The organism is Streptomyces venezuelae (genome assembly GCF_008642335.1).
Taxonomy (GTDB): Bacteria; Actinomycetota; Actinomycetes; order Streptomycetales; family Streptomycetaceae; genus Streptomyces; species Streptomyces venezuelae_F.
In genome coordinates this window covers 1,816,464-1,841,634 of sequence record NZ_CP029191.1, presented here as the reverse complement: position 1 = coordinate 1,841,634, position 25,171 = coordinate 1,816,464, and the positions used below count along the sequence as shown (strand labels likewise).

Annotated in this window: 23 protein-coding genes; 15 read left to right on the top strand and 8 right to left on the bottom strand. The window is 71.4% G+C overall.

All coding sequences use genetic code 11. From position 1 onward, the window contains the following. Position 1: 1 nt before the first annotated feature. Positions 2-892: a glycerophosphodiester phosphodiesterase family protein gene (locus DEJ49_RS08230; RefSeq protein ID WP_150183509.1), complete on the bottom strand. Its 891-nt coding sequence runs from the start codon at positions 890-892 to the stop codon at positions 2-4. A 275-nt stretch (positions 893-1,167) separates the two neighbouring features. On the opposite strand from DEJ49_RS08230, the gene DEJ49_RS08225 reads away from it, so the two are divergent. The 6 genes from DEJ49_RS08225 to DEJ49_RS08200 all read left to right on the top strand — a co-directional run bounded on the left by DEJ49_RS08225 (position 1,168) and on the right by DEJ49_RS08200 (position 9,494). Beyond that, positions 1,168-2,052, top strand: a complete 885-nt coding sequence (locus tag DEJ49_RS08225) for an MHYT domain-containing protein (RefSeq protein WP_150183508.1) — start codon at positions 1,168-1,170, stop codon at positions 2,050-2,052. Positions 2,053-2,141: 89 nt separating this feature from the next. Beyond that, a complete protein-coding gene (uvrB, locus tag DEJ49_RS08220) occupies positions 2,142-4,295 on the top strand; it encodes an excinuclease ABC subunit UvrB (protein ID WP_150183507.1) in 2,154 nt (717 codons plus the stop codon). 188 nt (positions 4,296-4,483) lie between these two features. Next, positions 4,484-5,062 (top strand): TerD family protein, encoded by a 579-nt coding sequence (locus tag DEJ49_RS08215; RefSeq protein WP_150183506.1) that lies wholly within the window; start codon positions 4,484-4,486, stop codon positions 5,060-5,062. Between the two features lie 53 nt (positions 5,063-5,115). Then, complete coding sequence (locus tag DEJ49_RS08210; protein ID WP_150183505.1) at positions 5,116-7,068, top strand: TerD family protein; 1,953 nt, start codon at positions 5,116-5,118, stop codon at positions 7,066-7,068. 251 nt (positions 7,069-7,319) lie between these two features. Beyond that, positions 7,320-8,318 carry a TerC family protein gene (locus DEJ49_RS08205; RefSeq protein ID WP_150183504.1) on the top strand — a complete coding sequence of 333 codons (999 nt, stop codon included), beginning with the start codon at positions 7,320-7,322 and terminating at the stop codon, positions 8,316-8,318. A gap of 75 nt (positions 8,319-8,393) precedes the next feature. Further along, positions 8,394-9,494 carry a calcium:proton antiporter gene (locus DEJ49_RS08200; RefSeq protein WP_150183503.1) on the top strand — a complete coding sequence of 367 codons (1,101 nt, stop codon included), beginning with the start codon at positions 8,394-8,396 and terminating at the stop codon, positions 9,492-9,494. Here DEJ49_RS08200 and DEJ49_RS08195 read toward each other — a convergent pair. After that, positions 9,484-10,776, bottom strand: a complete 1,293-nt coding sequence (locus DEJ49_RS08195) for an MFS transporter (RefSeq protein ID WP_223832767.1) — start codon at positions 10,774-10,776, stop codon at positions 9,484-9,486. The genes DEJ49_RS08200 and DEJ49_RS08195 overlap by 11 nt on opposite strands. Before the next feature lie 102 nt (positions 10,777-10,878). Between DEJ49_RS08195 and aroQ the strand changes: the two genes are divergently transcribed. Next, positions 10,879-11,343: a type II 3-dehydroquinate dehydratase gene (gene aroQ, locus DEJ49_RS08190; protein ID WP_150183502.1), complete on the top strand. Its 465-nt coding sequence runs from the start codon at positions 10,879-10,881 to the stop codon at positions 11,341-11,343. A 16-nt stretch (positions 11,344-11,359) separates the two neighbouring features. On the opposite strand, the gene DEJ49_RS08185 is transcribed toward aroQ, so the two are convergent. Both DEJ49_RS08185 and DEJ49_RS08180 read right to left on the bottom strand, forming a co-directional pair. Beyond that, the gene (locus tag DEJ49_RS08185; protein WP_150183501.1) at positions 11,360-12,016 is read right to left on the bottom strand and encodes an MBL fold metallo-hydrolase; all 657 of its coding nucleotides are present in this window, start codon (positions 12,014-12,016) and stop codon (positions 11,360-11,362) included. 10 nt (positions 12,017-12,026) lie between these two features. Next, on the bottom strand, positions 12,027-12,710 hold the full coding sequence (locus DEJ49_RS08180) for a maleylpyruvate isomerase family mycothiol-dependent enzyme (RefSeq protein WP_150183500.1): 684 nt from the start codon (positions 12,708-12,710) through the stop codon (positions 12,027-12,029). A gap of 230 nt (positions 12,711-12,940) precedes the next feature. On the opposite strand from DEJ49_RS08180, the gene uvrA reads away from it, so the two are divergent. Together uvrA and DEJ49_RS08170 are read left to right on the top strand one after the other, a co-directional pair. Next, complete coding sequence (gene uvrA, locus DEJ49_RS08175) at positions 12,941-16,033, top strand: excinuclease ABC subunit UvrA (protein WP_150183499.1); 3,093 nt, start codon at positions 12,941-12,943, stop codon at positions 16,031-16,033. A gap of 120 nt (positions 16,034-16,153) precedes the next feature. Further along, positions 16,154-16,918 carry a crotonase/enoyl-CoA hydratase family protein gene (locus tag DEJ49_RS08170; protein ID WP_150183498.1) on the top strand — a complete coding sequence of 255 codons (765 nt, stop codon included), beginning with the start codon at positions 16,154-16,156 and terminating at the stop codon, positions 16,916-16,918. Positions 16,919-16,954: 36 nt separating this feature from the next. On the opposite strand, the gene DEJ49_RS08165 is transcribed toward DEJ49_RS08170, so the two are convergent. Then, positions 16,955-17,539: a YceI family protein gene (locus tag DEJ49_RS08165; RefSeq protein ID WP_150183497.1), complete on the bottom strand. Its 585-nt coding sequence runs from the start codon at positions 17,537-17,539 to the stop codon at positions 16,955-16,957. A gap of 117 nt (positions 17,540-17,656) precedes the next feature. Here DEJ49_RS08165 and DEJ49_RS08160 point away from each other — a divergent pair, with 117 nt between their 5' ends. Beyond that, the gene (locus DEJ49_RS08160; RefSeq protein ID WP_150183496.1) at positions 17,657-18,511 is read left to right on the top strand and encodes a helix-turn-helix transcriptional regulator; all 855 of its coding nucleotides are present in this window, start codon (positions 17,657-17,659) and stop codon (positions 18,509-18,511) included. 31 nt (positions 18,512-18,542) lie between these two features. On the opposite strand, the gene DEJ49_RS08155 is transcribed toward DEJ49_RS08160, so the two are convergent. Continuing rightward, positions 18,543-19,508 (bottom strand): carbohydrate kinase family protein, encoded by a 966-nt coding sequence (locus tag DEJ49_RS08155; protein WP_150183495.1) that lies wholly within the window; start codon positions 19,506-19,508, stop codon positions 18,543-18,545. Between the two features lie 177 nt (positions 19,509-19,685). On the opposite strand from DEJ49_RS08155, the gene DEJ49_RS08150 reads away from it, so the two are divergent. After that, complete coding sequence (locus DEJ49_RS08150; protein WP_150183494.1) at positions 19,686-20,111, top strand: Rieske (2Fe-2S) protein; 426 nt, start codon at positions 19,686-19,688, stop codon at positions 20,109-20,111. A gap of 24 nt (positions 20,112-20,135) precedes the next feature. On the opposite strand, the gene DEJ49_RS08145 is transcribed toward DEJ49_RS08150, so the two are convergent. Continuing rightward, positions 20,136-21,095, bottom strand: coding sequence for a hypothetical protein (locus DEJ49_RS08145; protein WP_150183493.1), 960 nt, complete (start codon positions 21,093-21,095; stop codon positions 20,136-20,138). A gap of 223 nt (positions 21,096-21,318) precedes the next feature. Here DEJ49_RS08145 and DEJ49_RS08140 point away from each other — a divergent pair, with 223 nt between their 5' ends. Together DEJ49_RS08140 and DEJ49_RS08135 are read left to right on the top strand one after the other, a co-directional pair. Next, on the top strand, positions 21,319-21,984 hold the full coding sequence (locus DEJ49_RS08140; protein WP_150183492.1) for a papain-like cysteine protease family protein: 666 nt from the start codon (positions 21,319-21,321) through the stop codon (positions 21,982-21,984). Positions 21,985-21,989: 5 nt separating this feature from the next. Continuing rightward, a complete protein-coding gene (locus DEJ49_RS08135) occupies positions 21,990-22,835 on the top strand; it encodes a hypothetical protein (RefSeq protein ID WP_150183491.1) in 846 nt (281 codons plus the stop codon). Between the two features lie 53 nt (positions 22,836-22,888). On the opposite strand, the gene DEJ49_RS08130 is transcribed toward DEJ49_RS08135, so the two are convergent. Beyond that, complete coding sequence (locus DEJ49_RS08130) at positions 22,889-23,836, bottom strand: Ig-like domain-containing protein (RefSeq protein WP_223832766.1); 948 nt, start codon at positions 23,834-23,836, stop codon at positions 22,889-22,891. Positions 23,837-23,960: 124 nt separating this feature from the next. On the opposite strand from DEJ49_RS08130, the gene DEJ49_RS08125 reads away from it, so the two are divergent. After that, positions 23,961-24,521: a SigE family RNA polymerase sigma factor gene (locus tag DEJ49_RS08125; RefSeq protein WP_150183490.1), complete on the top strand. Its 561-nt coding sequence runs from the start codon at positions 23,961-23,963 to the stop codon at positions 24,519-24,521. After that, positions 24,511-25,140: a L,D-transpeptidase gene (locus DEJ49_RS08120; protein ID WP_150183489.1), complete on the top strand. Its 630-nt coding sequence runs from the start codon at positions 24,511-24,513 to the stop codon at positions 25,138-25,140. The genes DEJ49_RS08125 and DEJ49_RS08120 overlap by 11 nt, the downstream gene beginning before the upstream one ends. Positions 25,141-25,171 lie beyond the last annotated feature (31 nt).

Here is a 25,171-nt window from a genome sequence, read left to right as displayed (position 1 = left end):
GTCAGTCGTCGCGCAGTGCCTCGCGCACGACGTCCGGCGTGTTGGTGATGATCCCGTCCACGCCGAAGCCCGCGGCCCGCTTGGCGTTCGCGGCGTCGTTCACGGTCCACGTGAAGATCTCCAGCGGCTTGCCGTGCGGGCCCTTGAGGGCGTGGATCGCGGAGACGTACGCGGCCGAGATGGTCGTGTGCGACGAGTTGATCTGGTCGGCGAAGCGTGCGTAGGCGGGCAGCTCGGCGACCGAGGGAGTGCCGAGGAAACCGGTCTTCACGTCGGGCCGCAGCTTGTGCACCGTCTTCACACTGTCCGCGCTGAAGCTCTGGATGACCAGCTTGCTCTTCACATGGTGCTTGTCGAGCCAGCCCTCGTTGCGCAGGATCCGCAGGCCCTGCTTCTCGATGCCGGGGTACAGCTCGGGCTTCTTGAACTCGAAGACCAGCTTCTGGTGGTTGTGCGAGACCCGCCGCATGTACTGCTTGAGGGTCGGCACGCGCTGACCCGCGTACTTCTCGCTGAACCAGCTGCCCGCGTCGAGCCTGGCTATCTCGGCCGCCGTGAAGTCCTTGACCTTCCAGGGGGCGCGGTCGGGGTAGAGCTCCTCGACGTTCGTCGTCCGCTTCAGGGTGTCGTCGTGCATGATCACCAGCTCGCCGTCCTTGGTGCGCTGGACGTCGTTCTCGACCCAGCGGAACCCCATGTCGCGGGCCTTGTCGATGGCCGCGAAGGTGTTCTCCGGGGCGTAGGCGGACGCGCCGCGGTGGGCGACGACCAGCGGCTGGTCGTGCCGGACGGTGCTCGGCGCCGGGGTCTGCGCGGTGGCGGTGGCGGTGGGGAGGACGAGTGCACCGGCTCCCAGGAGGGCAGCGGTGGTGGCGGCAGCACGTGCGTACACGGGTACTCCTCGCGTCGTGTGATCGCGGACCGCTTGAGAGTGACAGTCCACGGCCAACGGGAGACAGGTGCAGGATGGCCACAGGTTGAACGGAGTCGTCAAAGACAAGGAACCCGCGCGTGGGGATGGCGATTCTTTGCCGGAAAATCGTTCTTACGTTCCGGGCTGAGCTTTACTCTCAGCCTCAGCCGACGGTCTTTCAGATGGCCGCCGGACGGGGGTGCATGGGGCGTATTCAGGGCATTTGGTCACACCAGGCGGAAGGGCTACCGGGCATGCAGGGCACGGTCGACGGGTTCAGCTACGGAGTCGTCACACCGGTGGTGGCCTACCTCATGGCGTGCCTGGGAGGGGCGCTCGGACTGCGCTGCACGACCAGATCGCTCCTCGTGGAGCACTCCTGGCGACCCGGCTGGCTGGCACTCGGCGCGGCCGCGATCGGCTCCGGGATCTGGACCATGCACTTCGTGGCGATGATGGGCTTCACCGTGGAGGAGGCCCCGATCCACTACGACAAGGCGCTGACCTTCGCGAGCCTCGCCGTCGCCATCGTCATGGTCGGCATCGGGATCTTCATCGTCGGCTACCGCGGCGCGACGGGCACCGCTCTCTTCACCGGCGGGACGATCACGGGGCTTGGCGTCGCCACGATGCACTACCTGGGAATGGCCGGTATGCGTCTTCGCGGGACGCTGGAGTACAACACCCTGACCGTCGCCGCGTCCGTGGTCATCGCCATGGTCGCCGCGACCGCCGCGCTCTGGGCGGCCGGACAGGTCAGGGGAATCCTGTGGAGCCTCGGCGCCAGCCTCGTCATGGGGCTGGCCGTGAGCGGCATGCACTACATGGGCATGGCGGGCCTCAGCGTCCATCTGCACGGTTCGGGCGCCGCCCCGCCCGGCGACTCGCCCGCCGAGATCCTCGCGCCCATGATGATCGGCCCCCTCGCCTTCCTGCTCCTCGCGGGCGTCATCGTGATGTTCGACCCGCTCATGGTGATGGGCGGCCAGGCCGACGTCAGGAACCCCGCGAACGGCAACCGCACCCGGCAGGCCTACCCGGTCCCGCGCTCGGGCGACCGCCACGTGCCCGTCTCCCGCCGCAGGACCCGGCCCCGCTCCCGCACCCGCCCCGGCTCCAGGACCCCGCAGAACTGGTGAGCCCGGCCGCGCCCCGCGGCACCGAATCGGGGCGCCGCCCGTCAGCCGGTCCCGCCCCGTTGTCAGTGCGGAGTCGTACGGTTGATTCCATGCGGCCCGTATCCAAGATCGAACGCACGGTGGCACCTTTCGAGGTCGTCAGTCCGTACCAGCCCAGCGGCGACCAGCCGACCGCCATCGCCGACCTCGAGCGGCGCATCCGCGCAGGTGAGAAGGATGTCGTCCTGCTCGGCGCGACCGGCACCGGCAAGTCCGCCACCACCGCGTGGATGATCGAGAAGCTCCAGCGCCCCACCCTCGTGATGGCGCCGAACAAGACACTGGCCGCCCAGCTGGCGAACGAGTTCCGCGAGCTCCTGCCGAACAACGCCGTCGAGTACTTCGTCTCGTACTACGACTACTACCAGCCCGAGGCGTACGTCCCGCAGTCGGACACGTACATCGAGAAGGACTCCTCGATCAACGAGGAGGTGGAGCGCCTGCGCCACTCCGCCACGAACTCGCTGCTGACCCGCCGCGACGTGGTCGTGGTCGCCTCCGTCTCCTGCATCTACGGCCTCGGCACCCCGCAGGAGTACGTGGACCGCATGGTCCCCCTCAAGGTCGGCGAGGAGATCGACCGCGACCAGCTCCTGCGCCGCTTCGTCGACATCCAGTACACGCGCAACGACCTGGCGTTCACCCGCGGCACCTTCCGCGTCCGCGGCGACACCATCGAGATCTTCCCGGTCTACGAAGAGCTGGCCGTGCGCATCGAGATGTTCGGCGACGAGATCGAGGCGCTCTCCACCCTGCACCCGCTCACCGGCGAGGTCATCAGCGACGACGACCACCTGTACGTCTTCCCGGCGTCGCACTACGTAGCGGGTCCCGAGCGCCTGGAGAAGGCGGTCACCGGCATCGAGAAGGAGCTCACCGAGCGCCTCGCCGAGCTGGAGAAGCAGGGCAAGATGCTGGAGGCCCAGCGCCTGCGCATGCGCACGACGTACGACCTGGAGATGCTCCGCCAGATCGGCTCCTGCTCCGGCGTCGAGAACTACTCGATGCACTTCGACGACCGCGCCCCGGGCACCGCCCCCAACACCCTCCTGGACTACTTCCCGGAGGACTTCCTCCTGGTCCTCGACGAGTCGCACGTCACGGTCCCGCAGATCGGCGCGATGTACGAGGGCGACGCCTCCCGCAAGCGCACCCTCGTCGACCACGGCTTCCGGCTGCCCTCGGCCCTGGACAACCGCCCCCTGAAGTGGGAGGAGTTCCTCGGCCGCATCGGGCAGACGGTCTACCTCTCGGCGACCCCGGGGAAGTACGAGCTCTCGCGCGGCGACGGCTTCGTCGAGCAGATCATCCGCCCCACCGGCCTCGTCGACCCCGAAGTCGTCGTCAAGCCCACCGAGGGCCAGATCGACGACCTCGTGCACGAGATCCGCACGCGCGTCGAGAAGGACGAGCGCGTCCTGGTCACCACGCTCACCAAGAAGATGGCCGAGGACCTCACGGACTACTTCCTGGAGCTCGGCATCCAGGTCCGCTACCTCCACAGCGACGTCGACACCCTGCGCCGCGTGGAGCTCCTGCGCGAACTGCGGGCGGGGGAGTACGACGTCCTGGTCGGCATCAACCTCCTCCGCGAGGGACTCGACCTCCCCGAGGTCTCCCTCGTGGCGATCCTCGACGCCGACAAGGAGGGCTTCCTGCGCTCCGGCACCTCCCTGATCCAGACCATCGGCCGCGCGGCGCGCAACGTCTCGGGCCAGGTCCACATGTACGCGGACAAGATCACCCCGGCGATGGAGAAGGCCATCGACGAGACCAACCGGCGCCGGGAGAAGCAGATCGCGTACAACAAGGAGAAGGGCATCGACCCGCAGCCCCTCCGCAAGAAGATCAACGACATCGTGTCGCAGATCGCCCGCGAGGAAGTCGACACCGAGCAGCTCCTCGGCTCCGACTACCGCAAGGCGAAGGCCGGCAAGGCCCCCGTGCCCTCGCTCGGCGGCGACGCGGCCAAGGCCGGCAAGGCCGCCGCGCCCGCCAAGGGCAAGGCGAAGGGCAAGAAGGGCGCGGACACCGTCCCGACGAACCGCCCCGCCGCCGAACTGGCCGAGCAGATCGACGAGATGACCGAGCGCATGCGCGCGGCCGCCGCCGACCTGCAGTTCGAGATCGCGGCCCGGCTGCGCGACGAGGTGTCGGAGATGAAGAAGGAGCTGCGGCAGATGCGGGAGGCGGGCCAGGCCTGAGGCCGGCGTGAGGCTGTGACGGCAGGGCCCGGAGAGCACGCCTGGGGCGCGGGAAACGGCGTACTGCCCGGTCTGTTGCAAAGCCGCCACAAAGTACGGCCCGGACTGCTGCTTCGCAGGTCGGAGTGCATAAGGTGCTGGGCAACCGCAAGAGGCGGTTGCCCAGGCAGTTCGAGAGGGGACAGCGCGTGACGGTCAACATGACCAAGGGTCAGGCCATCAGCCTGCAGAAGGACGACGGGGGCGCCCTGACCGCGGTGCGCATGGGACTGGGGTGGCAGGCGGCTCCGCGCCGCGGTCTGTTCGGCTCGCGGACCCGTGAGGTCGATCTGGATGCCTCGGCGGTGCTGTTCGCCGACAAGCAGCCGGTGGACGTCGTGTTCTTCCGCCACCTGGTCAGCGACGACGGCTCCGTGCGGCACACCGGCGACAACCTCGTGGGCGGCGTCGGCGCGGGCGGGGACGATGAGGCGATCCTCGTCGACCTCCAGCGGATCCCCGTCCACATCGACCAGATCGTCTTCACGGTGAACTCGTTCACCGGTCAGACCTTCCAGGAGGTGCAGAACGCGTTCTGCCGCCTCGTCGACGAGACCAACGGCCAGGAGCTCGCGCGCTACACCCTGGACGGCGGCGGCCAGTACACCGCGCAGATCATGGCGAAGGTCCACCGCTCGGGCGCCGGCTGGCAGATGACCGCCATCGGCACCCCGGCCAACGGCCGTACCTTCCAGGACCTGATGCCGTCGATCCTGCCGCACCTGTAAAGCACCACGAGCACCACAAGCACCATCCGTACGTACAAGGGGGAACGAACGCGATGACGGCCGAGCTGGTGCGGGGGCAGAACCACCCGCTTCCCGGGACCCGCCTGGAGATCCGCGTGTCGGCAGGCCGGCCCGTCGTCGCGGGCGCCACGCTCGGCGACGAACGGGGCCGGGTCCACGGCGTGGAATGGGTGGCCCACCCCGGCTCGCCCAACCTGCCGGGCCTTGAGGTGTCCAAGCAGGCGGCCGCCGACCACCGCCTCGCCGTCGACCTCGGCGCGCTCCAGGACACCGTCCACCGCGTCAGCGTCCTGCTCGCGCTGCCCGTCGGCGTCGAGGGCCCGGCCACGTTCCGCGCCCTCGCCGCCCCCTTCGTCGCGGTCACCGGACTCGACGGCACCGAGATCGCCAGCTACACCATCACCGACCTGGACGCCGAGTCCGCCGTCGTCGCCCTGGAGCTCTACCGCCGCCAGGGCGCCTGGAAGGTCCGCGCCGTCGGTCAGGGATACGCGGGCGGCCTCGCCGACATGCTCATCGACCAAGGCCTGTCCGAGGCCCGCGAGCTGGCCGCCGCGATCAACGAAGCGGTCGCCAAGGGCCTGGCCCGTTCCGTGGCCGCCCCGCCGCCCCGCCCCGCCGACGGCACCCGGGTGCGCACCGCGTCCCAGGGCCAGGACGGCCACCCCGCCCCGCAGCCCGACGGCCACCCCGACGTCGGGCAGAGCCGCCCCCCGCGACAGCCCGGCGACGACACGCCCCTCGCCCCCGCCGACCAGCCGAGCGGCGGGCCCGTCAACTACGCGCACCCGAGGCGCCAGACCACCGCGCCCCCGCCGCCCGCGCCCACCGTGCCCCCGGCCCGCCCCGGCGAGCACGCCCAGCCGGTCGCGGGCGACGCCACCGGCTGGTCCATGGAGGAGCGGCTCTACAACCAGGTGTGGGGCATGTTCGAGGACCTGGCCCGCACCACGGCGGCGTACCGCAGCGCTGTCGACTTCGCCGACTCCCGCATGGAGCAGGAGCTCGACAAGGTCCTCTCCGACCCGCGCGGCCGCATCGGCGGCGCCGGTGACGCCGCACGCGAGAGCGCCCGCGCCAAGCACGCCGACCTCGTCGCCCGGGCCAGGGCCGCCCTCGACCGCGACCTCGCCCAGCTCGCCGCCGAGGCCGAGGTGGTCGAGCCCGCCCTGCCCCCGGCGTACGCGTCGTGGAGCAGCCCCGCCTGGCACGCCTACCGCGCGCCGATGGAGATCCCCATGGCGCTGCGCCTCGGCGACCTCCATCTGCCCGAGCGCGTCGACCTGCGCATCCCGATGCTCGTCCGGCTGCCGCTTGAGCGCGGCCTGTGGATCGACAGCGGCAAAGCCCTCACCAACGCCTTCACCGACCCCGCCGAGCTGCGCAGGCTGGCCATGGACACCGCCGTCGCGCACGCGGCGCGGCTCCTCGCGGCGTATCCGGCGGGCGAGTTCCAGGTGCACGTCATCGACGCGGCGGGCGCCGCCGCGTCCTCGCTCGCGCCGCTCGTGGACGCCGGTGTGCTCGCCGGGCCCCCGGCCACCGGGGCGGCCGGTGTCGCGGACGTCCTCGGCGGGCTCACCCAGCGCGTGGACCTGGTCCAGATGGCCGTCCGCGGGGGCGCCGCCGACGCGCTGCCGCCGGATCTGGACATCGCCGAGCAGCTCCTGATCGTCAACGACTTCCCGCACGGCTTTGACGACCGGGCCGTGACGCAGCTGCGCTACCTCGCGGACGAGGGGCCGGCCGTCGGCGTCCACCTCATGATGGTCGCCGACCGCGAGGACGCCGCGGCGTACGGCCCGCTGCTCGACCCGCTGTGGCGTGCGCTGCTGCGGCTGACGCCGGTGCCCGACGACCACCTCGCCGACCCCTGGGTCGGGCACACATGGACGTACGACCCGCCGGTGATCCCGTCGAACAGCCAGATCCTGCGGCAGCTCCTCGACCGGATCGCGACGGCCCGGCGCAACGGCGGGCGTTGACGTCAAAGCGACTTTTTTACCGCCCTGACCAGGCCTTTTGGCTCTTGTTTGCCGTCTCCTTTACCAATGCTTGGTATTTCGCGTACGCTTCTACCTGCGGAGGGGAGTACTCCCGGCTGCGACGTACCCGTCAATACGGACCGCCATCGGTCCCGGGGCGTCGGCCCGACTCATGGCGGCGACCGCCTCGGGTGGAAGAGACCTCCGGCAGCGACGACGCTGATCAGTAGCCGTACGACGCCGGAGGCGCAGTGGACGTTTCAATGACCCTGTGGGTGACGACCGTTCTCGGTCTGTGTGCCCTGATCGCGGTCGACTTCTTCATCGGGCGCAAGCCCCATGACGTGTCGATCAAGGAAGCCGGAATCTGGACGGTCGTCTGGATCGTCCTCGCGGCGCTCTTCGGGCTCGGCCTGCTCATCGCGGGCGAGAGCCAGGCGTCCGGCGAGTTCTTCGCCGGCTTCATCACCGAGAAGTCCCTCTCCGTGGACAACCTCTTCGTCTTCATCCTGATCATGGCGAAGTTCTCGGTCCCCTCACACCTGCAGCAGCGCGTGCTGCTGTTCGGTGTGCTGATAGCGCTGGTCCTGCGCGCGATCTTCATCGCCGCCGGTGCCGCGGTCATCGCCAACTTCTCGTGGGTCTTCTACATCTTCGGCGCGTTCCTCATCTACACCGCCTGGAAGCTCATCCAGGAGGCCCGCGCCGACGAGGAGGAAGAGGACTGGGAGGAGAACCGCCTCCTGAAGTCCATCGAGAAGAAGTTCGGCGTCTCGGACCGGTACGAGGGCACGAAGCTGTTCGTCAAGAAGAACGGCAAGAAGATCATGACGCCGCTCATGGTCGTCATGCTCGCCATCGGCACCACCGACGTGCTCTTCGCGATGGACTCCATCCCGGCGATCTTCGGCCTCACCCAGGACCCGTACATCGTCTTCACCGCCAACGCCTTCGCCCTGATGGGCCTCCGCCAGCTGTACTTCCTCATCGGCGGACTCCTCAGGAAGCTGGTCCACCTCAGCTACGGCCTGTCGGTGATCCTCGGCTTCATCGGCGTGAAGCTCGTCCTGCACGCCCTGCACGAGAACGGGGTGCACGTCCCCGAGATCTCCATCCCCGTCTCGCTGGGCGTCATCTGCGGCGTCCTGGTGATCACCACGATCACCAGCCTCATCGCCTCCAAGAAGCAGGAGCGGCAGGCCGCCGCCGAGGCCGGGGACGACGCCCGCAAGGACAGCGTCGAGGCCTGACGGCACCCCTCCCGCCCGATCCCGGGCGGGAGGGACCGAGTAGCGGCACCAGAGCGCCCGGGGCAGCATCGAGTCATGGTCACTCGGCTCCGGGCGCTCGGCACGCAGTGGACGGCCGTGGTGCCGGTCGTCGCCATCGTTCTCCTCGCCCTCACCTGGGGGCGGGACCTGCCCGGCGTGGTCGTCGCCGTGGTGACGCTGATCCTCGCCGGAGCGGTGCTCGCCGCCGTCCACCACGCCGAGGTCATCGCACACCGCGTCGGCGAACCCTTCGGCTCACTCGTCCTCGCGGTCGCCGTCACCATCATCGAGGTGGCGCTGATCGTCACCCTCATGGCCGACGGCGGCGACAAGAGCTCCACCCTCGCGCGGGACACCGTCTTCGCCGCCGTCATGATCACCTGCAACGGCATCGTCGGACTCTGCCTCCTGGTGGGCGCGCTCCGCCACCGCGTCGCCGTCTTCAACCCCGAGGGCACCGGCGCCGCCCTCGCCACCGTCGCGACGCTGGCCACGCTCTGCCTGGTCCTGCCGACGTTCACCACCACCAAGCAGGGCCCCGAGTTCTCCACGGCCCAGCTCACCTTCGCCGCGATCGCCTCGATCGTCCTCTACGGCCTCTTCGTGACCACCCAGACCGTGCGGCACCGCGAGTACTTCCTGCCCCTCACCGAGCAGGGCGAGGTCATCGACACCGACGGCCACGCCAAGGGCCCCTCGTCCAAGGCGGCGCTGCTGAGCCTCGGGCTGCTCGGGCTCGCGCTGATCGGCGTGGTCGGCCTCGCCAAGGGCGTGTCCCCGACGATCGAGTCGGGCGTGGAGAGCGCCGGCATGCCGCACGCCGTCGTCGGCGTGATCATCGCGCTGCTCGTGCTGCTCCCCGAGACCATCGCGGCCGTGCGCGCCGCCCGCCGCGACCGCGTCCAGACCAGCCTGAACCTCGCCCTCGGCTCGGCGATGGCCAGCATCGGGCTGACCATCCCGGCCGTCGCCGTCGCCTCCGTATGGCTGTCGGGACCGCTCGTGCTCGGACTGAGCTCCACCCACATGGTGCTGCTCGCGCTCACCGTGATCGTCGGCACGCTCACCGTCGTGCCCGGACGCGCCACCCCGTTGCAGGGCGGCGTCCACCTCGTGCTGTTCGCGGCGTTCCTGGAGCTCGCCGTCACCCCGTAGCGGCGGCCGGATCGGGGGCCGCGGCGGGACGGGTCTCCGGCAGCAGCGCGAAGCAGCCGAGGCTCAGCAGCGCGATGCCCGTCAGATACGCGGCCACACCCCACGGCGTCCCTTCGCCCTGCGCCGCCGCCGTCGCCACGATCGGAGTGAGCGCGCCGCCGACCACCCCGCCCAGGTTGTAGCCGACCGCGGCGCCCGTGCACCGCATGCGGGGCTCGTACAGCTCCGGCAGATACGCGCCGATCACCGCGAACATCGCGATGAACGCGAGCATCGCCACCAGGAACCCGGTGAACATCAGCAGCGGCTCCCCGGTCGAGAGCAGCGCGATCATCGGGAACATCCACAGGGCCGTCGCGGCGCACCCGAGCAGGCACAGCGGCCGCCGCCCGTACCGGTCGCCGAGCACGGCGACCACCGGTGTCAGCGCGCCCTTCACCACCACCACGGCCATGATGCAGCCGAGCATGACGGTGCGGCTGACGCCGAGTTCCTCCACGCCGTACGACAGCGACCAGGTCGTCACGGCGTAGAACACCGCGTAGCCGACCGCGAGCGCGCCCGCCGTGAGGAGGACGAGGCGCCAGTGGTCGCGCACCACCTCGGCGAGCGGCACGCGCGCGTGCTCGCGCAGGTCCAGGAAGTCCGGGCTCTCGGCGAGCGAACTGCGCAGCGCCAGGCCCACGGCCACGAGCAGCCCCGCGATCCAGAACGGCACCCGCCACCCCCAGGCCGCGAACTGCGCCTCGCTGAGCGTCGCGGACAGGCCCAGCATGATGCCGTTGGCCAGCAGGAACCCGACCGACGGGCCGATCTGCGGGAAGCTCGCCCACAGCCCGCGCCGCTCGGCCGGCGCGTGCTCCGCGGTCAGCAGCACGGCACCGCCCCACTCGCCCCCGAGCCCGAGCCCCTGCAGGAAGCGAAGGACCAGGAGCAGCACGGGCGCGGCGATCCCGATCGACTCGTACGTGGGCACGCAGCCGACGGCGACCGTGGCGACGCCGGTCAGGAGCAGCGACCCGATGAGGACGGGCCGCCGCCCGTGCCGGTCGCCGATGTGCCCGAAGAGGACGGATCCGAGCGGGCGCGCGACGAACCCCACTCCGAAGGTCGCGAACGCGGCGAGAGTTCCCGCGAGCGGCGAGAACGTGGGGAAGAACAGCGGCCCGAGGACCAGTGCCGCCGCCGTCCCGTAGATGAAGAAGTCGTAGAACTCGATGGCGGTCCCGGCGAGCGAGGCGGCGGCGAGACGCGGCAGTGAGGGTGGTGCGCTTCGGTGCATGCCGCGTCAACTACCCACGGTGACCTCCCGTAACGCATCGCAACCAACTCGCGTCACAGGGGGCGGTGTTCCCGCGCGTGGAGTGCGTGATAGACCTCCCGTATGACGCGCAGCCTCGCCACCGCCCCGATCATGATCCTGAACGGCCCGAACCTGAACCTCCTCGGCCGCCGCCAGCCCGAGATCTACGGCACGGACACCCTCGCCGACGTCGAGGCCCTGTGCGCCAAGGCGGCCGCCGCGCACGGCGGGACCGTGGACCTGCGGCAGAGCAACCACGAGGGCGAGCTGGTCGACTGGATCCACGAGGCACGCGAGCACCACGCGGGCATCGTCATCAACCCCGCGGCCTACTCCCACACGTCCGTCGCGCTCCTCGACGCCCTCAACACCTGTGACGGCATGCCCGTGGTGGAGGTGCACATCTCCAACATCCACCAGCGCGAGGTGTTCCGGCACCACAGCTACGTCTCGCAGCGCGCCGACGGCGTCATCGCGGGATGCGGTGTGCAGGGGTACGCGTTCGCGGTGGAGCGGGTGGCGGCGCTGGTGGCCGCCGGGGCGTGACGCGTACCCCTCCGGATCACCAGCCCCGCGCGCGCCACTCGGCGAGGTGCGGCCGCTCGGCGCCCAGCGTCGTGTCGCCGCCGTGGCCGGGGTAGACCCACGTCTCGTCCGGCAGCGTCCCGAAGATCTTCGTCTCCACGTCGTCGATGAGGCTCGCGAAGGCGTTCGGGTCCTTCCACGTATTGCCGACGCCGCCCGGGAAGAGGCAGTCGCCGGTGAACACGTGCGGGTGGCCGTGCGGGTCGTCGTAGACCAGCGCGATCGAGCCCGGCGTGTGGCCCACCAGGTGCCGCGCGGTCAGCGTGACGCGGCCGACCGTGACCGTGTCGCCGTCGTCGACCAGGACGTCCGTCGGGACGGGGATGCCCGTCGCGTCCTCGCGCCCCGCGTACGTCCGCGCCCGGGTGGCCCCGACGACGGCCGCGAGGGCCTGCCAGTGGTCGCCGTGCTGATGCGTGGTGACGACGGACGCGATGCCGTCGTCACCGATCAGCGTCAGCAGCGTCTCGGCGTCGTTCGCCGCGTCGATCAGCAGCTGCTCGCCGGTGGCCCGGCAGCGCAACAGGTAGGCGTTGTTGTCCATCGGCCCGACCGCGACCTTCGAGATCATCAGGTCCGGCAGCTCGTGCACATCCGCGGGTCCGCCGACCTTCACCGCTCCGCTGTACGTCATGTGCGCCAGCCTATAGCGGGGGCAGGGCGGGCAGGAGGCCGCCTTCGGCCGTGAGCGCGGTGCCGTCCCGGCGGCCCGCCAGCCAGCCGACCACGTCGGGCGCCGACCCGGAGACGGTGACTTCGGGAGTGCCCTCCCTGCCGGTGTCCCACGCGTGCGTGCCGTCCGTGACGCGGGTGGGCGGGACGTCCGGGTTCCCCGAGAAGCGTGCCGTCAGGAACGCGATCTCCCGCTGCACGAACTCCGCCGGCAGGTCCTCCAGCTCGTACCCGATGCCGAGGTCGACGTGGTGCAGCTCGACCTCGACCCAGCGCCGGAAGGGCACCCGCGCCGCCGAATCCGTGACGCCGTTGCGCAGCTCCACGGTGCGGGACCAGTCGGCGTCCCGCTCGCCCTCGGCCAGGAAGCGGGCGCCGCTCTCGCGCACGTCCGCCAGCTGCGCGTCCAGCGGCCGCGGGGCGTCCCGCTCGATGTCCGCGTCCCTGGCCTGCGCGCTCTCGTACATCGGCTGTCCGGCGAGGACGTTCACCAGCGCGTCCGCGTTCCGCGCGAGGTGGGCGAGGACGTGGCCGCGGCTCCAGCCGGGGAGCCGTGACGGCTCGGCAGTCGAATCGTTGTTCAGTTTCGCCGCTGCGCTGAGCAGCCGGTCGGTCGCGTCACGTACAGACGCCAGGTCGCGCACATGATCAATCATGCGGTCGACGATAGCTGCGCCACACGTTCGGGTGAAGGGCTCTCGGGACGGCCGCAAATCGAATACGCGTGCTATATGGTCGAGTGCGGCATCGGGCATTCTTGAAGGTCCGGGTTTGTTGTGCATGTGGAACCAGGGAAGCGGCCCGGCGTTGTCAGTGGCTCGCCCTAGTCTGTGAACGACGGGGGTTCTGCCCCCTGTCTCTCTCTCAAGAAAGGTGCGGACCCGGCGTGGCCGACCGTCTCATCGTCCGTGGCGCGCGCGAGCACAATCTCAAGAACGTCTCGCTCGACCTCCCGCGCGACTCACTCATCGTTTTCACCGGACTCTCCGGGTCGGGCAAGTCCTCGCTCGCGTTCGACACGATCTTCGCCGAGGGCCAGCGGCGGTACGTGGAGTCCCTCTCCTCGTACGCCCGGCAGTTCCTCGGTCAGATGGACAAGCCGGACGTCGACTTCATCGAGGGCCTCTCGCCCGCGGTCTCCATCGACCAGAAGTCGACGTCGCGCAACCCGCGCTCCACGGTCGGCACGATCACCGAGGTGTACGACTACCTGCGTCTGCTCTTCGCGCGCATCGGCAAGCCGCACTGTCCCGAGTGCGGCCGCCCGATCTCGCGGCAGTCGCCGCAGGCCATCGTCGACAAGGTCCTCGAGCTGCCCGAGGGCAGCCGCTTCCAGGTCCTCTCGCCGCTCGTGCGCGAGCGCAAGGGCGAGTTCGTCGACCTCTTCGCCGACCTCCAGACGAAGGGGTACTCCCGCGCGCGGGTCGACGGCCAGACGGTCCAGCTCTCCGAGCCGCCCACGCTCAAGAAGCAGGAGAAGCACACCATCGAGGTCGTCGTCGACCGCCTCACGGTGAAGGACTCCGCCAAGCGCCGCCTGACCGACTCCGTGGAGACGGCCCTCGGCCTCTCCGGCGGCATGGTCGTGCTCGACTTCGTCGACCTCCCCGAGGACGACCCCGAGCGCGAGCGGATGTACTCGGAGCACCTCTACTGCCCGTACGACGACCTGTCCTTCGAGGAGCTCGAGCCCCGCTCCTTCTCCTTCAACTCGCCCTTCGGCGCCTGCCCGGACTGCACCGGCATCGGCACGCGCATGGAGGTCGACCCCGAGCTGATCGTCCCCGACGAGGACAAGTCCCTCGACGAGGGCGCCATCCACCCCTGGTCGCACGGCCACACCAAGGAGTACTTCGGCCGGCTCGTCGGAGCCCTCGCCGACGCCCTCGGGTTCTCCACCGACATGCCGTGGGCCGGACTCCCGCAGCGCGCCAAGAAGGCCCTCCTCAACGGCCACAAGACGCAGATCGAGGTCCGCTACCGCAACCGGTACGGCCGCGAGCGGGTCTACACCACCGCCTTCGAAGGTGCCGTCCCCTTCGTCAAGCGCCGCCACAGCGAGGCCGAGAGCGACGCGAGCCGCGAGCGCTTCGAGGGGTACATGCGCGAGGTGCCCTGCCCCACCTGTGAGGGCACCCGCCTCAAGCCGATCGTCCTGGCCGTCACGGTGATGGGGAAGTCCATCGCCGAGGTCTCCGCGATGTCCATCAGCGACTGCGCGGACTTCCTCGCCGAGCTGAGGCTGGGCGCCCGCGACAAGAAGATCGCCGAGCGGGTCCTCAAGGAGGTCAACGAACGCCTGCGGTTCCTGGTCGACGTCGGCCTGGACTACCTCTCGCTGAACCGCGCCGCGGGCACCCTCTCCGGAGGCGAGGCCCAGCGCATCCGCCTGGCCACCCAGATCGGCTCCGGTCTTGTCGGTGTGCTGTACGTCCTGGACGAGCCGTCGATCGGCCTCCACCAGCGCGACAACCACCGCCTGATCGAGACCCTCGTCCGCCTCCGCGACATGGGCAACACCCTCATCGTCGTCGAGCACGACGAGGACACGATCAAGGTCGCCGACTGGGTCGTCGACATCGGCCCCGGCGCGGGCGAGCACGGCGGCAAGGTCGTCCACAGCGGCTCCATGAAGGAGCTGCTCGCCAACGACAAGTCGATCACCGGGCAGTACCTGTCGGGCAAGAAGGCCATCCCGGTGCCGGACGTGCGCCGCCCGGCCGACCCGTCCCGGCAGCTCACGGTGCACGGCGCCCGCGAGAACAACCTCCAGGACATCGACGTCTCCTTCCCGCTCGGCGTCCTCACCGCGGTCACGGGTGTCTCGGGCTCCGGCAAGTCGACGCTCGTCAACGACATCCTGTACACGCACCTGGCCCGCGAGCTCAACGGTGCCCGGTCCGTCCCGGGCCGTCACACGCGCGTGGACGGCGACGACCAGGTCGACAAGGTCGTGCACGTCGACCAGTCGCCCATCGGCCGCACCCCGCGGTCGAACCCGGCGACGTACACGGGAGTCTTCGACCACGTCCGCAGGCTCTTCGCGGAGACCACGGAGGCGAAGGTGCGGGGCTATCTGCCCGGCCGCTTCTCCTTCAACGTCAAGGGCGGCCGCTGCGAGAACTGCTCCGGTGACGGCACGATCAAGATCGAGATGAACTTCCTCCCGGATGTGTACGTGCCGTGCGAGGTCTGCCACGGCGCGCGCTACAACCGCGAGACGCTGGACGTGCACTACAAGGGCAAGTCCATCGCCGAGGTCCTCGACATGCCGATCGAGGAGGCGCTCGACTTCTTCGAGGCCGTGCCCGCCATCGCCCGTCACCTGAGGACGCTCCACGACGTCGGCCTCGGATACGTGCGCCTCGGCCAGTCGGCGCCCACGCTCTCCGGAGGCGAGGCCCAGCGAGTGAAGCTGGCCTCCGAACTCCAGAAGCGGTCGACGGGCCGGACCGTGTACGTCCTGGACGAGCCGACCACCGGTCTGCACTTCGAGGACATCAGCAAGCTGATCACGGTCCTCTCCGGCCTGGTCGACAAGGGCAACACGGTCATCGTCATCGAGCACAACCTCGACGTGATCAAGACGGCCGACTGGGTCGTCGACATGGGCCCCGAGGGCGGCAACGGCGGCGGTCTGGTCGTCGCCGAAGGCACGCCGGAGGAGGTCGCGGGCGTCCCGGCCAGCCACACGGGCAAGTTCCTGCGGGACATCATCGCGGCGGACCGGATCAGCGACGCGGTGCCCGCGCGGGGCCGCGGTACGGCGAAGAAGGCTCCCGCGAAGAAGTCCGCCGCGAAGAAGTCCGCCGCCAAGAAGGCCACCGCCAAGAAGGTGGTGGCGGCGAGCGCCACGGCCACGAAGAAGACGGCCACGGCGCGGACGGGTGCGGCTGCCAAGAAGGCCGCCTCCACCAAGAAGGCCGCCCCCACCAAGAAGGCGGCCGCGAAGAAGACGACGCGGGCCCGCAAGGCCTGACCCGCGCCCCTGTACGACGCGCCCCGCCCTCACCAGGGGTGGGGCGCGTCGTCGTACGTGGGGGAGTGGCGGCCCGAAGACACCTTGTCCGGCGCCCCGTTCCCATGGTCGGCTTGGCCCATGCCCGTACGCAGCGAACGCGCAGGCCCCGTCACCACCATCGTGCTGTCCCGCCCCGCCGCGCGGAACGCCGTCGACGGGCCCACCGCCCGCGCCCTCGCCGACGCCTTCCGCGACTTCGACGCCGACCCGCACGCCTCCGTCGCTGTGCTGTGGGGCGAGGGCGGCACCTTCTGCGCGGGCGCGGACCTCAAGGCGATCGGCACGCCCGATGGCAACCAGGTCACCGAGGACGGGGACGGACCCATGGGCCCCACCCGGATGCGCCTGACGAAGCCGGTGATCGCGGCGATCTCCGGCCACGCCGTCGCGGGCGGCCTCGAACTCGCCCTCTGGTGCGATCTGCGCGTCGCCGAGGAGGACGCCGTCCTCGGGGTGTTCTGCCGCCGCTGGGGCGTCCCGCTCATCGACGGCGGGACGGTGCGGCTGCCTAGGCTGATCGGCGAGGGGCGCGCGCTGGACCTGATCCTCACCGGCCGCCCGGTGGGCGCCGCGGAGGCGCTGGGCATGGGCCTGGTCAACCGGACCGTGCCCACGGGCACCTCGCGCGCCGCGGCCGAGCGCCTCGCCGCCGAGATCGCCGCGTTCCCGCAGACCTGCCTGCGGCACGACCGGCTCTCCGTGCTCGAACAGAGCGGCCTGCCCGAGGAGGAGGCGATGGCCGGCGAGCTGGCCCACGGCCTGCGCTCCCTGGCGGAGGCGGCACAAGGAGCGGCGCGGTTCGCCGCGGGAGCGGGGCGGCACGGGGCGTTCAACGGGCGTTGAGCCCGGTGACAGGGCAGCCCGGTGACACGGTCGTGTTCAGCGCTCCGCGACCGGCTCCAGGAACTGCATGTCCAGCTGGATCTTCACGACGTCGCCGAGCAGCCCGGGGGCGAAGTCGAGTCCGAAGTCGCCGCGGCGGATCTCGCCCGACGCCTCGAACCCGGCGTGCCGGCGCTCCTGGCCGGGGAAGCCCTCGACGCCGCCGAACTCCACGTCCAGCGTCACCGGCCTGGTCACGTCGCCGATGGTCAGCTCGCCCTCCATGACCCACTCCTCGTCCGCGCCCGCGATCCGCGTCGACCGGAACGTCATCGTGGGCCGCTTCTCGACGTCGAGCAGATCCGAGGACACCACGTGCGCGTCCCGGTCCTTGTTGCCCGTGTCGATCGAGGCGAGGGCGATGGTGGCCGTCACCGAGGAGTCCTCGGCACGCTCGCCCACCCTCAACTTCGCCTGTACGTCGGCGAAGCGGCCGCGCACCTTGGAGATGCCGAGGTGGCGGATGGAGAAGTTGACGGCGGAGTGCAGGGGCTCGATCTCCCAGACCCCGGCGGCCAGTGGCAGCGCCGGGGCGGAGGCGGGGTTCGTCGGTTCTACGGGGCTGGTCGCTTTCACAGTCATGACCCCACCTTGCGCCGCCGCCCGGCCGCCAGGGAGGCCGAGCCGAGGCTGGTAGTGACAGGGCCACGATCCGCAGCCCGGCCGTTGGTACGTTCGCAACGTGAGCGAGAAGAAGCCGTGAGCGAGAACGAGCTGGGTGCCTTTCTGCGGGCGCGACGGGAAGCCGTCACGCCCACCGAGGTCGGCCTGCCCACCGGCCCCCGCCGCCGCACGCCCGGTCTGCGCCGCTCCGAGGTCGCGACCCTCGCCGGCATCAGCGTCGAGTACCTCACCCGGCTCGAACAGGGCAGGGACCGCCACCCCTCCGCCCAGGTGCTCGGCGCGCTCGCCGACGCGCTCCGGCTGCGCGTCGAGGAGCGTGTCCACCTGCGCCGCCTGGAGAAGGAGAGCGGCGCGGACCCCTGCTGCCCGGCCGCCGTCGCCCCGGCCGAGTCGGTCCGGCCCACCGTGCGCGCCATCCTGGACGGCATGGAGCCCACGCCCGCCGTCCTCCTGAACCGCCTCGCGGACGTGCTGGCCTGCACGACGGGCTACCGGCGGATCGCGGAACCGCTCGGCGTCCTGGACGGCGCGCGCCCCAACCTCGCCCGGTACGTCTTCACCGATGAGCGGGCCCGCGCCGCCCACCCCGAGTGGGACCGGCTCGCCGACGACCTGGTCGGACATCTGAGGACCGACTCGATGCTCGACGACTCCCATGTGCGGGGCTTCATCGACGAGCTGACCGTCGACGCGGGCGCGCCCTTCGCCGACCGGATCACCGGCGCGCCCGTGCTGCCCCGGCGCAGCGGCGTCCAGCGGATGATCCACCCCGACGCGGGCCCGCTCCGCCTGGAGTACGAGACGCTGACGCTGCCCGACGCCGACCCGCAGCGTCTGATCGTCTACGTACCGGCGGACGCCGCCACCGCGGCCGCGCTGGACCGGCTCAACGGCCGCAGACCCGGCGGCCTGCACGTCGTCAACGGCTGACGGCACGCGGGCCGACCGATGATGGGTGGGGTCAGGCCAGCTCTGCCGCGTACGGGGGCTCCGCGCCCGCCCGGGAGCACGTGAGCGCCGCCGCGCGCGCCGCGAACCGGAGTACGTCGGTCCAGCCCTCCGCGCCGAGTGCGGCCAGCGCCCCGTCCGACAGTGCGTCCCGCGCGCGAAGGCCGTGCAGCAGCGCCGCGTTGACGGTGTCGCCCGCGCCGATCGTGTCGACCACGTCGACCTTCTCGCCGGGCACCCGTAGCTCCGTACCGTCCCGTGTGTACAGCGAGAGGCCGTCCCCGCCGTGCGTGACCACCACGGCCGCGGGCCCGGCGGCCAGCCACTCGTGCGGGGTGCCGCCGAGCCAGTCGGCGTCCTCCTGCGACAGCTTGAGCAGGGTCACCGACGGCAGCCAGCTCTTGAAGCGGGTGCGGTAGGCGTCCGCGTCGGGGATCAGACCCGCGCGTACGTTCGGGTCGAGGGCCGTGAGGACGCCGGTCGCCGCCGCCCGCCGCATCAGCTCCTCGTACGCGCTCGCGCCCGGCTCAAGGACGAGCGAGCAGGTGCCGAACGACATCGCCCGCACCCCGTCGGGAAGGGAGTCGTGGTCGGGCGTTTCGAAGAGGCGGTCGGCCGTGCCCTCCACGTAGAAGGAGTAACCCGCCGAGCCGTCCGCGCCGATCGAGGCGACGGCGAGCGTCGTCGGCTCCGGACCGCGCTGCACGGGCGTCACGTCGACACCGGCCGCCCGCAGCCCGTCCAGGAGTGCCTCGCCGAACACGTCGCGGGAGACACGGGAGCAGAAGGCCACGGGGGCGCCGAGCCGGCCGAGCGCCACGGCGGTGTTGTACGGGCCGCCGCCGAGGCGCGGCGCGAGCGCGGGCAGCCCCGCGCCCCCGGCCGCGCCGGGCGCGGGCGCCTGCCGTCCGCCGTCCGGCTTCTCGCCCGCGTCCTGCGGCACGAGGTCGATCAGGGCCTCTCCTGCGACGACAATCACGGGTCATTCCTCTCGGGCACCGTCCGGGTGGGCTCGCCGCGCCCAGGCTAGGCCGTGCGCGGCGCCGCGTGCGGGACCGGGCAGGACTCGGGCACGGTCGTGCCCGACCCGGTCGCAGCACGGTGCACCGGTATGGTCTGATCCGTCACCGATGCCCTCCTGACCTGTGGAGACACCATGTCCGGCACCCCCCACGCCCGCCGCACCGTGCTGCGGGCCGCCGCTCTCGCCCCGGCCGTCGGACTCGGTCTCACCGCCTGCTCGTCCGGCGACGGGTCGAACCGGTCGGCGCCGACCGCGCCGGTGGACCTCGGGAAGGCCGACGACGTGAAGGTGGGCGCGTCGAAGCTCTACAAGGACAGCAATGTCGTGGTCAGCCGGATCTCCGACGACGAGTACAAGGCGTACAGCACGATCTGCACCCACGCGCGCTGCCCCATCCAGAACCTGGAGGGGCACAAGCTGATCTGCCAGTGTCACGGCAGTGAGTTCGACGCCACCAACGGCAAGGTGCTGCACGAGCCGGCCAATGAGCCGCTCCCCGAGGTGCCGGTGAAGGTGGCCAACGGCAAGATCATCGCGGGTCCGGCGAAGAAGGCCTGAGGAACCCTGGCGCCCCTTCGGCTGTCACTCCCAGTCCCACGCGATCCCCAGGATCCCCGCCCGCACCTGCGGCTCGACCGTGTGCACCGACCGGTGGCTGCCGCTCAGCGTCAGTTCCTGCCGACCGCCGCGCGGGGCCGCCGCCGACTGCTGGGTGAAGCGGTGGCAGCGTACGGGCAGAGCCGTCTCGTCGTACCGGATCTGCAGCGCGTACTGCCCGCCCGCGTAGGTGAAGCCGCGCGTGTACTCGGTGGCGACCCCGGCCGTGCCGTCCTCGAAGCCGTAGCCGAACAGATGCGTGTCGCCCGCGCGCAGCCGGGCGTCGAAGAGCAGCTCGGCGACGAGCACCCCGGTGCCCATGTGCCAGCGCACCCTGCCCGTGCGGCAGTTCTCCAGGGCGAGCACCCGTACGCGGTCGGGGGCACACCCCGGATCGCCGTGGTGGATGGCCACATAGCGGTCCACGCCGTCGCGGTGGGCGCGCACGACGTGCTGCGATTCGCGGCCGAGCAGCTCGCGTGCCGCGCCGATCCGCACCCGTTCGTGGTGGCCGATGGTGTGCAGCCCGCCGTCGACCGGCGAGCCGAGGTCGGTCAGGAGGGACCGCAGCACGTCGGACGCCTCCACCAGGGAGCGGTAGGAGCGGGCGGCGGGTCGGGCCCCGTCCGTGCGCTCCGCCGGGCGCACGAGCAGCCTGATCAGTGACTCCTCCGGGAGCTGGAGGATCTCCTCCAGGGCGCGTACGGCGCGCAGGGACTCCGGGCGCTGCGGCCGACGGGCGCCCTGCTGCCAGTAACTGAGGCTCGTCACCCCTACGTTGACGCCGTGCCGGACCAGATGGTGGCGGATGCGCTGCAGGGGCAGGCGCCGCGCGGCGATGGCGGTGCGCAGCGCGAGGTGGAAGGGGCCGGTGCGCAGAGCGGCCTCCAGGTCCGCGGGCGCCTCGGGCCCGGGTTCCGCCGCGAGTGGTGTGCCGTGCCGCAAAACGGGCTCCTCTTGTGAACGTTCACATCTGCCGTTCCGGCGTTCGCGCCGGTGGGGGCGGGCTGCCAGGTGGACGTACGGCCCGCGTTCACATCCGTACGCCGCCGTTCACGGCCCAAGTAATTCCGCATTGAAGCGTGTTGACCTGCACCCGACAACACTTGATGCTCAATCGCAGCGTCCGGACGCGCTCCTCCAACCCCACCCGCATGGGAGGAACGCGATGCGCTCACCACACAGCAGGAGCGGCGGCACCGGCAGGCAGAGGTGCCTTTCCGCGCTCGCCGTCGTCACGGCGGCCCTGTTCGCCGCGCCGGTGGCCACGGCCACGGCGGCCCCGATCCACCCCGCCCCCGCCACGTCGGCCGCGCCCGAGGCCCGCACGGCGAGCACCGACCCGTCCGTTCTCGCCGCCAAGCGGCTGAACATCACCATGCAGGCCCAGCAGAAGACCAACTGGTGCTGGGCCGCGGGCGGCAACACCATCGCGACCTACATGGGCCGCAGCTACAGCCAGAACCAGTTCTGCAACGCCGCCTTCGGGCGCAGCCAGAACACCGAGTGCCCCAACAACCAGGCCACCCTCGGCAATGTGCAGAGCGGCCTGCGCTGGGCGGGCATCAACCCCGGCTCGTACGTCACCGGATGGCTGCGCTATCCGACCGTGAAGGCCGAGATCGACGCGGGCCGCCCGGTCGAGACCCGCATCCAGTGGTCCAACGGCGGCGGCCACATGCACGTCCTCTACGGCTACGACGACGCGAGCAGCTGGGTCTACTGGGGCGACCCCTGGCCCTCCAGCGACCGCTACAACTGGGCGTCGCACGCCTGGTACGTCGACAACAACACCTTCTCCTGGACCCACTCGCTCTACCGGATCGGGGCGTGAGAGCGATGACCCGTCACCCTTCCCGCCCGCTCGCCCCTTCCCGCCCCGTGCCCGGCCGACTGGTGAGCGCCGCGCTCGCGGGCACCGCCGCCACCCTGCTCCTCGGCCTCGCCGCCCCCGCGGCCTCCGCCGACACCGGGCCCGCCGCGCCGTCCGCCGCGTCCAGGGACGCCGCGCACCGGGCGGCAGAGGCGCCGAAGAACCTCGACACGCTCTCCCGCTTCTTCGCCAGGGAGGGAGCGGTCACCAAGGCCGCGGCCGACCCGCGCGTCGAGGGCGAGGCCGTGCCCGTGTACTACCTCTCGCCGGACTTCGTCGCGGGCAAGAAGGACGCGCCCATCGCCCGCCTGGAGTTCCTCGCCAGCAAGGCGGTCTCCTCGGACGGCCAGGAGGCGTCCCTCTGGACCGTCCGGCAGGGCGGCGCCTGGCAGGTCGTGAACATCGCCACCGGCGACGACGAGACCCACTACACGCGCGTGGGCGCGAAAAAGGCTCCCGGAGGCACCGTCTTCCACGAGCCGCAGATCAACGCCTGGTACGTCCTGGACGGCACTCACGCGCGCGTGCTGCCCCTCGACAAGGACGCGATACGTGCCGTCGGCGCGAAGGGCACCTCGGTCGCCGCCTACCGCGAGCGCGTGCGGGAGGCGTACGCCGACAAGCTGCCGGGCTCCGCGTACGAGAAGTCGGGCAAGGCGGGCGGCTACGACGAGCCCGCGCCGGGACCGAAGACGGACGACGGCGCCCCGGTCACGGTGGCCTCGTCGCTGGCGGGCGCGGGGGCCCTGGTCGCCCTCGGCCTCTCCGGAGCGGCACTCGTCAGGCGCCGCGGCGCCCGGCAGCGGGGCTGATCCGGGGGAGCGGCGGCCGGGACGCCGGCCGCCGCTCGCGTTCCACCGCGTCCTCAGTGCAGCGCGCTGCCCGCCCGCCACTGCTTCCAGTCCACGTTCCAGTCGCCGTACCCGTTGCCCGGCGCCACGGTCTCCTTGGAGCCGACGACCCGCACGATGTCGCCCGGGATCACCTCTTCGTAGAAGCGCCGCGCGGTCCCGTCGGTGGGCAGGCCTATGCAGCCGTGCGTGACGTTCCTTTCCCCGGCCGTCGCGTTCGCGTTCGGGTTCTCGTGCAGGTACGTACCCGAAGTCGTCAGGTGCACCGCGTAGTTGTAGTAGTCCTTGTACGCCTTTCCGTAGCCCACGGTCCGGGAGTCCATGAGCACCCGGGACTGCTTGTCGAGGACGACCATCGTGCCGTTCCAGGTGTCCATGCCCGGGGCGCCCGCGGTCACCTTCACCTCGCGCGTCCTGCCGTCCTTCACCACCTTCATGGTGTGGGTCCGCACGTCCACCGTGGCGACGAGCGAACGGCCCACCTCGAACGTCCGGGTGGTCCGCGAACCCGCGCGGACGGTGACCTTCGTGCCGGGCTTCCACGGCTCGCGCGGCCGGTAGTCGACGCGCTGGCCCTCGTGCAGGTTGCGGTCCTTCACCCAGCTCCACGACCCCGTCACACCGGGGTCGGTCGTCACCTTCAGGCGCCGCTCGACCGCGGCCCGTTCCGCCTCGGGCACCGGACGGTCGAAGGTGAGCGATATCGGCATGCCTACGCCGACGGTCTGGCCGTCCAAGACGTTGACCCGCACGTTCTTCAGGGCGGCGGGATCCGGAGCGGGCTTCTTCGTGGGCTCCTGCCGCGCGGCCGCGCGGTCCGCCGAGGTCGGCGCCGGCTTCGGGTCCGACGCCCGCCCCTCGTCCGCCCCGCCCTGCGCGGAGCACCCCGCCAGCGCGAGCGAACAGAGCACCGCGGCCCCCCACGCGCGCGTGCCACGCCTCGTCGTCATTCCTGTGGTCATCGGTCCCCCTGGGCTGTGTTTCGATATACGCGACCTGTACGCACGGCAGAGGCGGCGGGTTGCACGCGAGACGCGGGAAATTTCTGAACACGTGATCCGGTGGGGCCGGACGGGGGCGCGGGGCATGACGGAGGACGAGTTCGACGCGTTCTACGCCGCTGCCTTCCCGCGTCTGGTCGGCCAGCTGTACGCGCTGACCGGGGATCACGGCGAGGCGCAGGACGTCGTCCAGGAGGCGTTCGTACGGGCCTGGGACCGCCGCCGGAGCTTCCTCGCCGACGAGGCCCCCGAGGCCTGGATCCGCACCGTCGCCATGCGCCTCGCCGTCAGCCGCTGGCGCCGGGCCCGGCGCTGGGTCGACCTGGTGCGCAGGAACCCGCCCGCCGACCGCGTCCCGGGGCCGGGGCCCGAACGCACCGCCCTGGTGCAGGCGCTGCGGACCCTCCCCGAGGCGCAGCGCACGGCCGTCGTCCTGCACCATCTGTGCGACCTGAGTGTTGAGCAGGTAGCCTCCGAGACCGGCTCGCCCGTCGGGACGGTCAAGGCCCGCCTCTCGCGCGGCAGAGCGGCGCTCGCCGCGCAGTTGTCGGGGTCGGACGCCGGGCCGGACGGACGGGACGCGACCGGCGCACGTGACGACGACGGCGACGGGCGGAGCGCGAAGGAGAGTGGCCGTGTCCGATGACCTGACCTCCGCGCTCCACGACCTGGCGGCGGACCACGCGACACCGCCGCCCGTGCCCGGCGCCGAGATCCGCCGCCGTGCCGTGGTGCGCGGACGCCGCCGCCGCGCCGCGGCCGCGGGAGTGACGCTCGCCACGGCGGCCGTCGCCGTGACCGTCGTCGCCGGACTCCTCACCGGCTCCGACGACGACCCGCGTCCCCACAGGAAACCGGCGCCCGTCGCCACGGACAGCGCCCGCGAACCCGCCGCCACCGTCGACCTGGCCCGCCATCGCATGACGCTCGGCGGCCAAGAGCTGCCCGTCTCCGCGGGCACCGCGGCGCACCCGACCCCCACCGGCCGGATGACGGTCGTCGCCACGTACCCCGAGAAGCGCATGACAGCGGGGAACGTGGGCCTCGACAAGTACGACATGACGCTGCCGTGGGTCGTCGAGCTGCGCACCCCCGACGGCGGCACCAACTACGTCGTCGCCCTGACCTACAACGAGAAGGCGCCGGGCGCCATGGACGTCACCAAGGGCTGGATCGGCCTGCGCACGGAGGACGCCCGCACGTTCCACGACCGCGTCGAACCAGGCGACGTGATCACCGTCCGCGCCGGCCGCCCCGCTCGCTGACCCGGACTGTCAGCGGCCGCCAGTAGGCTGT